The organism is Asticcacaulis sp. P2_C5 (genome assembly GCF_056404555.1).
On the sequence record NZ_JBFUDU010000004.1, the window covers coordinates 57373 to 70969 of the forward strand.

Sequence of the window (13597 nt, forward strand, 5' to 3'; positions counted from 1 at the left end):
CCGTAACACGCTCTGTTAAAGCCAAGCCATGTCGAAGTTGCGGGCCACTATACGAATTTAAGGCCCGGTGCGCCCTGAACGTTTCGGGCCGCGCCGGGAGTTTTGCCCTGCCCTATTGCCGACACACTCATACCCGACCTGAATGAACATGCTCGAAAACGAATCCCCATCTGCCGCCCGCGATTATCGCGACACCGTCTTCCTGCCGCAAACCGATTTTCCCATGCGCGCCGGCCTGCCCAAGGCCGAGCCCGAAATGCTGAAAAAATGGGAAGAGGCCGATCTGTATCATGCTGTACGCAAGGCGCGCCAGGCGGCCAATGCGCCGCTGTTCGTGCTGCACGACGGCCCGCCCTATGCCAATGGCAATATCCATATCGGCCATGCGCTGAACAAGATCCTCAAGGACTTCGTCGTCCGCTCGAAATTCCTCCTGGGCTACGACGTCGACTACGTCCCCGGCTGGGACTGCCACGGCCTGCCGATCGAATGGAAGATCGAAGAACAGTTCCGCGCCAAGGGCCGCAAGAAGGACGAGGTCCCGGCGGCCGAGTTCCGCAAGGCCTGCCGCGACTATGCGGCCGAGTGGATCGGCGTCCAGCGCGAAGAGTTCAAGCGCCTGGGTGTGCTGGGCGAATGGGACGAGCGTTACGCCACCATGGATTTCGCCACCGAAGCCAAGGTGACGGCCGAGTTCCACAAGTTCCTGATGTCGGGCCAGCTTTATCGCGGATCCAAGCCCGTCATGTGGTCGCCGGTCGAGCGCACGGCACTGGCCGATGCCGAGGTCGAATATCATCCCCATACCTCTCCCACAATCTGGGTGAAGTTCCCCGTCGTGCCAGGCGAATGGGAGAACGCCGACGCCGAATACGATAACCTGAAGGATGCCAGCGTCGTTATCTGGACGACTACGCCGTGGACCATCCCCGCCAACCGCGCCGTCAGCTTCAACCCGAAGATCAACTATTCGGTCTATGAGGTCGGCACGGTGAAGTCCGAAGCCGATCTCGGTTTCGCGCCATGGGCCATGGCCGGCGACCGCCTGATCCTGGCCGACAACTTGGCCCAATCCGTCCTGACCGCCGCCAATGCGACGGCGTGGACCAAGCTTGTCGACCTGCCGCCCGACGTGCTGGGCGCTTTGATCCTGCGTCACCCCCTGGCTGAAATCGATGCAGGCTATGGCTTCGACGTTCCCATGCTGGCCGGCGACCACGTCACGGACGAAGCCGGTACGGGCTTTGTCCATACCGCGCCCGGTCACGGCGCCGACGACTACCTGGTGTGGCTGAAGTCCGGGCGTTCGCTCGACACCATCCCCGACACGGTCGATCCCGACGGCGCCTACTACCCGCACGTCCCGCTGTTCGGCGGGCTGCAGGTGCTGGAGGTCGACGGCAAGAAGGCCGGCAAGTTCGGTCCGGCCAACGGTGCGGTCATGGAAAAGCTGATCGCCGCCGGCAATCTGCTGGCCCGTGGCCGGGTCGAACATTCCTATCCGCACTCCTGGCGCTCCAAGGCCCCCGTGATCTTTAGAAATACGCCGCAGTGGTTTATCCGCATGGATGGCGGCGAGCCGGCTGCAGACTCCTTGCGAGAAAAGGCGATGCGCGCCATCCACGCCACACAATTTTACCCCGAAGGCGGCCGCAACCGCATTGCAGGTATGGTCGAAAGTCGTCCCGACTGGCTGATCAGCCGCCAGCGCAACTGGGGTACGCCCTTGGCCATGTATGTCGACAAGGCGACCGGGGAGCCGCTGCGCGACGAAGCCGTCAATAAGCGCATCACCGACCTGATCGCCGCGGACGGCGCCGACGCCTGGTTCACCCGCCCTGACAGCGATTTCCTCGGCAATGGCTACGACCCGGCCAACTTTGAAAAGATCGCCGACATCCTAGATGTCTGGTTCGATTCCGGTTCGACCCACGCCTTCACCATTGAGGATCGCGTCGGATCGGCGTGGCCGGCCGACCTCTATCTCGAAGGCTCGGACCAGCATCGTGGCTGGTTCCAGTCGTCCCTGCTCGAAAGCTGCGGCACGCGCGGCGTCGCCCCCTATAAGGGCGTGCTGACTCACGGCTTCGTCCTCGACAAGAATGGCGAGAAAATGTCGAAAGCCAAGGGCAATGTTGTCCCGCCACAGGACATCGCCAAAGAGTTCGGCGTCGAGATCCTGCGCCTGTGGGTCAGCCTGTCGGACTATTCCGAAGACCTGCGCATCGGCAAAGAGATCCTGCAAACGACGGTCGACGCCTATCGCAAGCTGCGCAACACCGTGCGCTACCTGCTCGGGGCGCTGAAGGGTTACGACGCGTCCGAGGCCGTCGACTACCAGGACATGCCATCGCTGGAACGCTATGTGCTGCACGAGGTTCATCGCCTCGACCAGCAGGTGCGCGACGCCTATGACGTATACGACTTTGCCGCCGTCATCCGTCCGGTCAGCGAATTCTGCTCGCAGACCCTGTCGGCCCTCTATTTCGATATCCGCAAGGACAGCCTGTATTGCGACCAGCCGGATGCCGTGCGCCGCCGCGCCTGCCGCACCGTGCTCAACATCCTGTTCGACCGCCTGACCGCCTGGCTGGCGCCGATCATGACCTTTACCGCCGAAGAGGCATGGACCAGCCGCTTCCCGGACAGCCCGGCCAACCTGTTCCGCGTACTGGACGCCGTGCCCGACAGCTGGACCAACAGCCGCGAGGCCGACCGCTGGGCCAAGATCGAAACCGTCCTGTCGGTGGTCACCGCCGCGCTGGAGGAAAAGCGCCGTGACAAGGTGATCGGCTCGGCCCTCGAGGCCGCGCCCGTTGTCTATCTCGCCGACGCGGGCCTGCTCGACGCCTTCGATGGCATTGACGCCGCCGAGGTTTTCCGCACCTCGCAGGCGACGCTCAGCTACCATACCGCGCCGGATCACGCCTTCCGTCTCGACGGCATTGCCACCGTGGCGGTCGAATTCGCCCTTGCCGAAGGCCGCAAATGCCAGCGTTCATGGCGCATCCTGCCCGAAGTCGGCAGCGATCCCCGCTACCCCGACCTGTCCCTGCGCGACGCCGAAGCCGTCGCCGCCTGGGACGCCCAACAGACGCGTATGGATACGAGTGTGGTGCATGCCTGAGACGATCGAGACCCTGCGCGCCGAGTTGCGCAAACCGGTAAGCCAGTTGGGCCTTAAGTTGTTCTGGATCATTCCGCTGATCGTCGTGGCCGATCAGGCCTCGAAGGCGTGGATTCTGTACGGATTAAATCTGCCCTTACACGGCAGCGTCAAGATTTTGCCCTTCTTTGCGCTCAGCATGGTGCATAATGACGGGATCAGTTTCGGTCTGTTGAATTCCGGCGGGATCATGCGCTGGGTTTTGACGCTGTTTCAGTTGGTCGTGGCGGGGCTTTTGACCTGGATCGTGTTCAGGGTTCAGCGGCCGTTGCTGGGTGTTGCCTTCGGTCTGATCGCCGCCGGCGCCATCGGCAACGCCATCGATCGTGTCCGTTTGGGGTCTGTGGTCGACTTTCTCGACTTTTCGGGTTTGATGTTCCCGTGGGTCTTCAATGTCGCCGACAGCGCCATCTGTATCGGCATCGCCCTGCTGCTGTGGTATTTTTACCGGGCCGAGCAGAGCGCAAAGGCCGGCACGCAAGGTTAACCCCTTGGCAGGGGCGGATAAAACAAGTATCACTCCTTCGTCCGGGCCGTTAAGCCTGTGACGGGGGCATATGGAGCATACGAATGAAGTCGCTTAAGGTCGCGGCAGGCTTGGCAATTTTGGCGGCGGTTAGCCTGTCGGGTTGCGAGTCCACCAAGAATGCGCTCGGTCTGAACAAGGTCGTGCCCGATGAATTCCGCGTCGTCACCAAGGCGCCCCTGGTCGTGCCGCCGGACTACGCCCTGCGTCCGCCCTCGCCCGGCGAGCCGCGTCCGCAGGAACTGCAACCGGAAAGCGCCGCCCGTCAGGCCCTGCTGGGCCAGCGTGACTCGGTCAACCGCTCGCAGGGCGAACAGTTGTTCGCCGCCCAGGCCGGCGCCGACAAAGCCGATCCCTTGGCGCGCTATGTCGTCGACGACGAATTTGGCGACCTGGCCTATAAGGACGCCAGCTTTGCCGACTCGGTCATGTTCTGGAAAAAGAAGGATGTCACCGTCGCCGGCGCCAATACCAATGTCGGCAACGAGGTCGCTCCGGTCGATGCGGCCGCTGAAGAAGCGCGCCTGAAGGCTCTGGTCGGTGATCAGCCGATCGTCATCGCGCAGAAGCAGGACAAGAAGTTCAAGCTGCCCGGCCTGTAGGGTCCAGACGGCGATTATTGCCGGTTTGTAACTTGAGAATATCGTGAAAAAGGCGTTCCGTCGGGACGCCTTTTTTGCTGCCAAACATACTGGAGGATGCCATGTTGTCTCTGCGTCTCACCGCTCTTAGCCTTGTCCTGTCTTTGGGCGTCATGTCCTTAGGATTCACGGCTGCCCCCGTATTCGCAGCCGCGCCCGAGTGCGCCGCCGATGCCACGGTCGCCAGCCGGGTCGATGCTGCCTTCGCGCGTGCCGACCGTCCGGCCAAGCAGCGCGAACGCGATGAGGCACGCCACGCCGAGGTTGGCTTCTTCCTGTCCTACGTCAAGCCGGGCGATCATGTGCTCGATCTGGGCGCCGGTGGCGGCTATTCGTCGATGCTGCTGTCCGCCGCCGTGTGCGATGGTTCGGTCGATTCGCACGATCCGGAAGAATGGGACGTCAAGTTCAACGCCCTGCCCGGCCGTCAGGCCATGGCGGCGGCGCGGCCGAATATCCACCTGGTCCAGGCCGATTTCGACAAGCTGCCCGTGCCCGCGACACTGTATGACGTCGCCTTCCTGGGCATGATCTATCACGATACCTATAATTTCGACGGCCACGACTCGGCCAAGGTCCTGGGATCGCTGAAGGCGACGCTGAAGCCCGGCGGCCTCGTCATTGTGACCGATCACAATACGGCGACCGGCGTCGGGTCGACCGCCACCAATACGCTGCACCGTATCGAAAAGAAGACGGTGCTGAATGACTTTGCTGCGGCCGGCTTTGTGTTGGTCGCTGATGATCCCGTGCTGTCGAACACGACGGACGACCACAGCAAGAATGTGTTCGACGACAGCATTCGCGGTCATACGGACCGCTTTGCCCTGGTGTTCAAAAAGCCGTAAATCGGAGACGAGACAAGGAGGGGCTGGTGCAAATCAGCGCCTCCTATCTTCGACAGTGGAATTTTTGGCCACGAAAAACACGAAAAAACGAAAAGCACGAACGAGAGAAGCGGATACGACCGCGCGAAGCGCCCTATGTCAACGAAGAGGCCTCACTACCGATTGCCCTTCGGGCGCGATGTTTCAGCCACTGTTCGTGCTTTTCGTTTTTTCGTGTTTTTCGTGGCCAAAAATTCCACTGTCTGACTCAATGAAACGCCGATAACGCTATCGAAATAGTCGCCGATGCTTATCACTGCACGGCAAGACATTTGCGCCGACTCCGCCTATATTAGGCCTATGGCCCAGATACAGCGTCTTCCCCAGGATACCATCAACCGCATCGCCGCCGGCGAGGTCGTCGAACGCCCCGCCTCGGCGGTCAAGGAACTGGTCGAAAACGCCATAGACGCCGGCGCGCGCCATATCGATATCCGTGCCGAACAGGGTGGGCTGTCGCGCATCCTGATTGAGGATGACGGCTCAGGCATGGCCGGGCCCGACCTGGAACTGGCCGTCGAACGCCACGCCACGTCGAAACTCAAGCCCCAGGACGACGGCACCTGGGACCTGCTGCACATCCAGACCCTGGGTTTCCGTGGCGAAGCCCTGCCCTCCATGGGCTCGGTTGCCCGTCTCAACATCGTCTCCAAGCCGCGGGAAGCCAGCCAGGCGCTGGGCATCGATGTCGATGGCGGCGCTACATCCGGCCTGAAGCCCGCAGCCTTCGGCGGCGACCACGGCACGCGGATCGACCTGCGCGACCTGTTCTACGCCACGCCGGCCCGGCTGAAATTCATGAAGTCCGAGCGCGCCGAAAACATGGCGATCGCCGAGGAGGTCAAGCGCCAGGCCATGGCCCACGAGGGGGTCGGCTTTACGCTCGAACTGGATGGCAAGCGCGTGCTCAAGCTCTATGGCGAGCATCCGGGCTTCGACGGCCGCCTGCGCCGGCTGTCGGCCATATTGGGCGCCGATTTCGCCGACAATGCCCTGCTGATCGACCAGGGACGCGAAGATGTGCGCCTGACGGGTTATGCCGGCCTGCCGACCTTTTCGCGCGGCAATGCCATGCATCAGTACCTGTTCGTCAATAACCGGCCGGTGCGCGACAAGCTGCTGACCGGCGCCCTGCGCGCCGCCTATGCCGACTTCCTGGCACGCGACCGTCACCCCCTGGCCGCCCTGTTCGTCGAGATCGACCCGCAGGACCTCGACGTCAACGTCCATCCCGCCAAGGCCGAGGTGCGCTTTCGCGATCCCAACCTGGTGCGCGGCCTGATCATCGGAGCGTTGAAACACGCCCTGGCCTCGGCCGGCCACCGCGCCGCCACGACCGTGGCCCAGACCGCGATCACCGGCTTTCGGCCCGAAGCTTTCCAACCGGTGCTCAATCTGAACCGGCCGACACCGTCGCAGATTGCCGCTGTACGTCCCTGGCTCAGCCCTGACATGCCCATGGCCGCACCTGAACCCGCCACCTTTTATCCGGCTGGTCGCGTCGAGCATGATACAACACATGTGCAACCTTATGCGAGCGGCGTTTCCGAAGGGTTTGCCCCCGGCTTCTCATCCGGCGTTTCTGGCGGCGTTTCTGGCGGCGTTTCTGGCGTCCTGGAACGCCCGGAACCGGTTAGTACAATGGTAGACACCTTCCCGCTGGGCGCCGCCCGGGCACAGATTCACGAAACCTATGTCATCGCCCAGACCAGTGATGGCCTGATCATTGTCGACCAGCACGCCGCCCACGAACGCCTGGTTTATGAGCAGATGAAGGTCGCCATGGCCCAGGGGCAGGTATTGAGCCAGAGCCTGCTGATTCCGGAGATTGTCGATCTCGAGCGCGAGGAAGTGGCCCGGTTAATGACCCGCCGCGATGACCTGGCCGAGATGGGGCTGGGCGTCGAGGCCTTCGGTCCAACCAGCGTCCTGATCCGCGATATCCCGGTCCTGCTGGGCGACTGCGACATATCCGGCCTGGTGCGCGACCTGGTCGACGACCTGACCGAACACGGCGAACTTTTGGCGCTCAAGGAGCGAATGGCGGAGATTTGCGGCGATCACGCCTGCCGGCACAGCGTGCGCTCGGGCCGGCGTTTGACCGGTGAGGAAATGAATGCCCTGCTGCGCCAGATGGAGGCGACGCCACATTCCGGCCAGTGCAACCACGGCCGGCCGACCTATGTCGAGCTGAAGCTCAAAGATATCGAAAAGCTGTTCGGACGGCGGTAGGCGCCGCGACTTCTGTCGCTGCCGACATCATCACGCCCGGCAAATCATCAAGGGACGCTTTTGACAGCGTCCCTTTACTATCGACATAAAGATTTCATAAAAAAACCTGCGAACGAAACGATCGCAGGCACGTATGAAATCAGTGAGTCAGATTCAGAATGATGAGGCCTAACCCCATCACGACACCCCAGGCCTGCACGCTAAGTCCTGCAATAAGCAGGAGTTTCAGCGCGTCGGGTCGACGCTTCGACGTCTTCGTCTTAACCGCGTGAGCCGCTTGATAGTCCATCACATCACCCCTAATTTTTTTTAAGTGGTACGCTACTGACGCAGCAAGTTTTATGCCTTGCTTATTATTTACGCCTTGTTAAGGACATATTGTGGATAAGACGGCTCACCCGTCAATACGAAATATTTAACCGTGGGTTAAATTTACCACTATGACGGAAAAACCGCATAAATTTCTAATAAAAATCAAAAACTTAAGAAATAAAAATTTTTTGTTTCAGAAATAAAACCTGGGCTGCACCGTAGATTTTAACGTTGTTTATTTCCCACAGGTCTGTGACAAAATCATCCTCGTCGGCGGCCCTTTCGAAGACGATTGTGGCGTTTTTTGACAACCAGTTACCGTTCGCAAGTGCACTCAAAGCCTTCTCTCCCAAGCCTTTGCGGTAGGGTGGATCGAGAAAAACGAGATCAAAAACGTCGCTGTCAGGCCCGGGACGGGCTCCGATCTGCGTCGCGTCCCGGCGATGAATGCGCGTCGTGCCAAAAAGACCGAAGGTTTCGACATTGTCCCGAATTGCGCCACGGGCGGCTTCGTCGGTTTCGACGAACAGGCAGAAGGCCGCACCACGCGACAGGGCTTCGAAGCCCAGGGCGCCCGAGCCGGCAAACATGTCAAGCACGCGCGCACCTTCGATATCCGGCGCCCAGTCGGCATGGGCCAGGATGTTGAAGATGGCCTCGCGCGCCCTGTCGGACGTCGGACGGGTTGTCTGCCCATCCGGCGTGGTTATGGCCCTGCCCTTGTACTCACCGCCGATAATACGCATCGAAGCGCCTTACGCGTCGCGCGGCTTGCGGTTGAACGGGCGCGGTCCGGAAGGACGGGGGCCGCCGGGACGCGGGCCATCAGAACGGGGACCATCCGGACGGGGGCCTTTGCTGAAGTTGCCACGGGGCGCCGAGGATTTCGGCCCTCCGCCATAGGCCTTGCGGTCGCCGCTGGACGCGCCGTCACGAGAAGCATACGGCTTCTTGGCATAGGCAGGCTTGTCGCCGTCCCGCGCGGGACGTTCGCGGTTGAACGGACGTGCGCCGCCCTCGCCGCGATCGGCATAGGGCTTTTTAGCGTAGGCCGGTTTGTCGCCGCCATCGCGCGACGCATAAGGCTTCTTGTCGTAGGGCTTCTTGTAACCGCCGCCTTCACCGCTGCGCTCGGGGCGCGGGGTGTAGCTGGAACGGGCATCGCCGCTACCTGACGGCCGGTCACCTTGCGGACGATCGGCGCGGAACGGCTTGATATAGGACCGGCGCTCACCGCTTTCGGCGTTGTCGCGCGGAGCATAAGGCTTCTTGTAAGCCGGCTTGTCGCTGGCACCGTCCCGGGCAGGACGGGGGCCGAATTCACGCTTGGCACGTTCATAGGCGCCCGCTTCGCCCGACCTCGGTGCGCTGCTCTCGTCGCGTGCGCCATAGGTCTTGCGCGGCGCCGGACGATCGCCATAGGCCGGTTTGTTGCGGTCGCTGCGCTCGCCCTGGCCGGCACGGTCGGGACGCGGTGTATAGGTCGAACGCGCATCTCCACCGGCGGCACGATCGAAGCGCGGCTTGGCGGGATAGGACTTGCGTTCACCCTCGCCGCCGCTGCGTGGCGCATAAGGCTTCTTGGCGTAGGCGGGACGGTCGCCGTCACGCGCCGGACGTTCGCGGTCGAAGCGCGGCTTGAAATCACCGGCCGCTTCAGGCTTACGGTCGCGCGCCTCGCCATCGCCTTCGAAGCGCGGGCGCTGGTCGAAATCGCGTTCCTTGTACTCGCGCTTTTCGGCAAAGCCCGGCTTGCCACGCGGCCCCTCACCGCGTGGCCCATCTTCGCGTGGTTTGGCGCTGAATGGCTTGTCGGCAAAGCTGCGCTCACCGCGCGGCCGATCTCCCCCTGATCTGTCAAATGACGGCCGGTCCGACTTGAAGCGGTCGCCGCCGCCCCTTCGTCCCTGAACAGCCTCACCGGCCCGCTCGCGCGGTGCGCCTTGAGTCTGCGACGCACCTTCCGGCGGCAGGTTCTTCAGCGGCACAACGTCGGCCAGCAGTTCGCGGATGACGCGTGGGCCGACTTCCTCGACTTCACCCGATTCGAGATTGCCGAGGAGGAAAGGACCATAAGCCAGGCGGATCAGGCGGTTGACCTTCAGTCCGATCGATTCCAGCACCTTGCGGACTTCGCGGTTCTTGCCTTCGGTGATGGCGACCGTCAGCCAGACATTGGCGCGGCCGTCGGCCTTTTCGGCCACCTTGTCGAGCGATGCTTCCATGGGGCCGTAGATCACCCCGTCGACCGTGGTGCCGGCCTTCAGACTGTCGAGGCGGGCCTGGGACGTATTACCCAGTGCGCGGACACGATAGCGCCGCACCCAGCCCGACGACGGCTTTTCCAGCGCGCGCGCCAGTTCACCGTCATTGGTCAGCAGCAGCAGGCCTTCGGAATTGAGATCAAGGCGGCCGACGCTGATGACGCGCGGCAGGTCCTGCGGCAGCTTTTCAAACAGGGTTGGACGGCCTTGCGGGTCCGAATGGGTGGTGATCAGCCCGACCGGCTTGTGATAGCGCCAAAGGCGGGTCGCATCGGCCTTGCCGATCTGCTGGCCGTCGACCGTGATGACATCGGCCGACGACACCAGGACCGCTGGGGTCTCCAGGATGCGGCCATTGACGGCGATCTTGCCCAGGCCGATCAGGCGTTCAACTTCGCGGCGCGACGCCAGGCCGGCGCGCGCCAAGACCTTGGCGATGCGTTCCGTGGCCTTGGCCGGCATATCCTTTTTGGGCCCATCCTTCTTTCCACCGCCGGCCTTGGCGTCATCGCGCGCCTTCTTGCGGTCCGACACCGGCTTTTGCGCCTCACGGGCGTCGCGGAATTCCTGGGTCTGGTAGCGATGGCCGTCGGCGATTTCCTGGGCCTCGCGGGCCTGGGCTATCTCGCGCGGGGTCAGTTCGCGGGGCGCCTCGGGGGTTTCCATCTCGGTGTGTTGCACCTGGGGTTCGTCACGCTCTCCAGCGTTACTGTCTTGGGTCACGGGTATGACTTTCTATAGAATTTGGCCAAGGTATCGGATGAGGGCCTTTTTACTTGACGCCTGCTTCGTGTCCCGTCATCTGGCGGCATGGCGCACGATGACGAATCCTTGATGCAAACGGCTTTAGACCAGGCACGCTTGGCGGCCCAGTCTGGCGAGGTGCCGATTGGCGCTCTAATCTTCGATCCGTCAAGTAAAACTGTTGTGGTGACGGCAAGAAATTCGCCAATCAGGCTTAACGACCCCTGTGCCCACGCCGAAATCATCGCCCTGCGCGCCGCCGGCCAGGCCGTCGGCAATTACCGCCTGACAGGGCTTTCGATGTATGTGACTCTGGAACCCTGCGCCATGTGCGCCGGCGCCATCTCGCATGCCCGTATTGCCAGGCTGGTCTACGGCGCCCCTGACGCCAAGGGCGGCGCGGTCGATCATGGCCCGAAATTCTTCGCCCAGCCGACCTGCCACTGGCGGCCGGAGGTGTCGTCCGGCATTCTGGCGAACGAAAGTTCGACCTTGCTGAAGGACTTTTTCAAACAGAGGCGCAAATCGTGATGGCCCTGCTTTCGACTGCCAACCTGAAGGGTTTGCAGCCCTTTCTCAACGACACCGCCGGCGAAGCCAAGACCTGGTGGTCGCATATCGACCATACCTCCGGCTTCATGACCAATGCCGCCTCGGCCCTGGCCATCCTGATCGTCACCCTGTTCATCTCGCGCTGGGTGTCGAACGGCGCCAAGAACCTGGCCAGGCGCTTTGTGCAGAACGACGCTGACCGTACCTTGCCGCTGTTTCTGTCTCAGGTGGCACGGTGGATGATCCTGACGCTCGGCTTTGTCGCCGTGATGAACCGGCTGGGTATCGAGACAGCGTCCTTTATTACCGTGCTGGGCGCCGCCTCGCTGTCGATCGGCCTGGCGCTGCAGGGCACACTGGGCAATGTTGCGTCGGGTCTGATGATCCTGTTCACCAAGCCCTACCGCATCGGCGACTCGGTCAAGATCGGCGAAGTCCAGGGGCGCGTCCGGCGTCTCGGCCTGTTCAGCACCGAGATCGACAATCTCGACAATGTCCGCGTCTATGTACCCAACAGCAAGGTCTTCGCCAACGAAATCAGCAATGTCACGACCAATGGCGCGATCCGCGTCGAGGTGCGGTTCGATGTCGGTTACGCCACGGACCTGACGGCCGCCATGGCGCGCCTGCTCGAGGTCGCCAAGGCCCAGCCGGATCTGATGGAAGCGCCCGAGCCGTGGGTGGCGGTTCACGACTTCGCGGCCAGCGGCATTACCCTGCGCGTCGCCGTCTGGGTCATGCCGTCGCATGCCCTGGTCGCGCGCACACGGTTAATCGTCGATATCAAGACGGCCCTCGATGCGGCAGGTATAGACATCCCCTACCCGCATCAGGTTTCGATAAATAAGGACTAAAAGCGGAAACCGACGCCGATGCTGACGACAGGCCAGGTGCCGGTCCCCTTAAGATCGTCCTCGGTATTCTTGCGTTCCTGCTCCAGAGACGACTGATAGGCCGGGTTGCTGGCCAGGGTGCCATTGGAGGTCAGGGTAACGTCGGGCTGGCCCTGGAAATAGGCGCCAGCTTCCAGATTAATGACCGCCGGATAGAGGCTCCATTCCGCGCCCACACCCAGGTACGGCGCCGAGCTCTTGTACTTGGCCTTCATGTCGAGCGTGCCGATTTCGGACGGCGTGTAGGTCGTACCGCCGATGTTGGTATTGCTTGACGGCGTCGCCGTGGCGCCAATCTTGTTACCATTGGCGTATAACCCCGCCGTCAGATAGAGGGGGCCTTCATCGAGCGGGAAGAAATCCGCCTGCAGCCCGGCCGACCCCAATTTGAGGTCGCCCTTATAGTCGACGTCATCGACATTATCGTCGTAGCTGACGTTCAGGCCGTTGACGATTCCGCGCAGGCGGATGTGCGGCGCGACCTTGACGCCGGCCCAGACACCTACACCCAGGGTGCTGGCGCGGGCACCGATTTCGGGGTCTTCGGCGGCCTGAGCGGCCGTTGCAAGAGGGAAGATAACGAGGGCGGCGGCAGCCGCGAGGTAATAGATACGCATGGCAGGGAATCCCGAAATCTGAAGATCGGGCAAGGGTAGGAATCCCTGCATTCGGTTACAAAGAGGGACATGCCGCGGAAAAGTAAGGGGGACGTAAGATCAGGGACAGACGGCTCGGGCTGTATCCTCGGCGTTCCGCCATCGGCTGATCCGCAGCACCAGCCTGAGAAAAAGCAGGCTGCCAGCCCAACTGAACATACTTCCAACCAACATAAGATAGCCGTCGCGGACCGGGTCCGGACTTTCCAGCGCGGTCGGGTCCGATCCGAACGAGATAAACAGGCCTCCAACGACAACACAGCACCACCAAACCGTAACGGGCAGTGCGTCACGAGCGCGGCGGCCTTCGTGCAGGTCAAGCGCGCTAACCCAGATATCGCGCATATAGAGATAAGGCAGGCACAGATTGGCGAAAGGGACGAAAAACCAACCAACGGCTCGGGTTGGTTTCAAGGTCGGCAAACTCAGAGCACGCGTATTGCCGGCGGCCCGATAGAACCAGATCAGACTGACCACGTCAGGACCGTTGATAAGAGCGATTACCAGCCATCGTGCAATGAGCGGCCCAGTGTCTGTGTTGGTCGTGTCAGCTGTCGAGGTGTAATCAATCGGATCGCCGACGATCAGGGCGCGGGCAACAAGACAGGCAAGCAGTCCCAGAGCCGCCAGTTTGACGCATTGTGAAATCACGGTCCAGGTCGTGATCGCGCGCAGCGGAGCGTAGGGATAGATTCGGATAACGCTCATCGCCCCCCTCGTGTTA

The 13597-nt window shown here is 62.0% G+C and carries 11 protein-coding genes; 7 read left to right on the forward strand and 4 right to left on the reverse strand.

The genetic code is table 11. The features are described from left to right. Positions 1-148: 148 nt before the first annotated feature. The 5 genes from ileS (at position 149) to mutL (ending at position 7452) form a co-directional block, all read left to right on the forward strand. Positions 149-3127, forward strand: coding sequence for an isoleucine--tRNA ligase (gene ileS / locus AC1DXO_RS08400; RefSeq protein ID WP_476977675.1), 2979 nt, complete (start codon positions 149-151; stop codon positions 3125-3127). Further along, positions 3120-3653, forward strand: a complete 534-nt coding sequence (gene lspA, locus AC1DXO_RS08405) for a signal peptidase II (RefSeq protein ID WP_476977676.1) — start codon at positions 3120-3122, stop codon at positions 3651-3653. Before ileS ends, lspA begins: the two co-directional genes overlap by 8 nt. Before the next feature lie 83 nt (positions 3654-3736). Next, on the forward strand, positions 3737-4294 hold the full coding sequence (locus AC1DXO_RS08410; protein WP_476977677.1) for a DUF3035 domain-containing protein: 558 nt from the start codon (positions 3737-3739) through the stop codon (positions 4292-4294). Positions 4295-4395: 101 nt separating this feature from the next. Beyond that, entirely contained in the window at positions 4396-5181 is a 786-nt protein-coding gene (locus tag AC1DXO_RS08415; RefSeq protein ID WP_476977678.1) for a methyltransferase domain-containing protein, read from the forward strand. A gap of 339 nt (positions 5182-5520) precedes the next feature. Then, positions 5521-7452 (forward strand): DNA mismatch repair endonuclease MutL, encoded by a 1932-nt coding sequence (mutL, locus tag AC1DXO_RS08420; protein ID WP_476977679.1) that lies wholly within the window; start codon positions 5521-5523, stop codon positions 7450-7452. A gap of 482 nt (positions 7453-7934) precedes the next feature. Here the strand turns inward: mutL and rsmD are convergent, their stop codons facing one another. Both rsmD and AC1DXO_RS08430 read right to left on the reverse strand, forming a co-directional pair. Next, a complete protein-coding gene (gene rsmD / locus AC1DXO_RS08425; RefSeq protein WP_476977680.1) occupies positions 7935-8510 on the reverse strand; it encodes a 16S rRNA (guanine(966)-N(2))-methyltransferase RsmD in 576 nt (191 codons plus the stop codon). Between the two features lie 9 nt (positions 8511-8519). Next, positions 8520-10751: a pseudouridine synthase gene (locus AC1DXO_RS08430; RefSeq protein WP_476977681.1), complete on the reverse strand. Its 2232-nt coding sequence runs from the start codon at positions 10749-10751 to the stop codon at positions 8520-8522. Between the two features lie 87 nt (positions 10752-10838). Between AC1DXO_RS08430 and tadA the strand changes: the two genes are divergently transcribed. Both tadA and AC1DXO_RS08440 read left to right on the forward strand, forming a co-directional pair. Further along, positions 10839-11303 carry a tRNA adenosine(34) deaminase TadA gene (gene tadA, locus AC1DXO_RS08435; RefSeq protein WP_476977682.1) on the forward strand — a complete coding sequence of 155 codons (465 nt, stop codon included), beginning with the start codon at positions 10839-10841 and terminating at the stop codon, positions 11301-11303. After that, positions 11303-12178, forward strand: a complete 876-nt coding sequence (locus tag AC1DXO_RS08440; protein WP_476977968.1) for a mechanosensitive ion channel family protein — start codon at positions 11303-11305, stop codon at positions 12176-12178. The genes tadA and AC1DXO_RS08440 overlap by 1 nt, the downstream gene beginning before the upstream one ends. Here AC1DXO_RS08440 and AC1DXO_RS08445 read toward each other — a convergent pair. Beyond that, a complete protein-coding gene (locus tag AC1DXO_RS08445) occupies positions 12175-12834 on the reverse strand; it encodes a hypothetical protein (protein ID WP_476977683.1) in 660 nt (219 codons plus the stop codon). The two genes, AC1DXO_RS08440 and AC1DXO_RS08445, sit on opposite strands and share 4 nt — an antisense overlap. Positions 12835-12933: 99 nt before the next feature. After that, complete coding sequence (locus tag AC1DXO_RS08450) at positions 12934-13581, reverse strand: DUF4328 domain-containing protein (protein WP_476977684.1); 648 nt, start codon at positions 13579-13581, stop codon at positions 12934-12936. Positions 13582-13597: the final 16 nt, after the last annotated feature.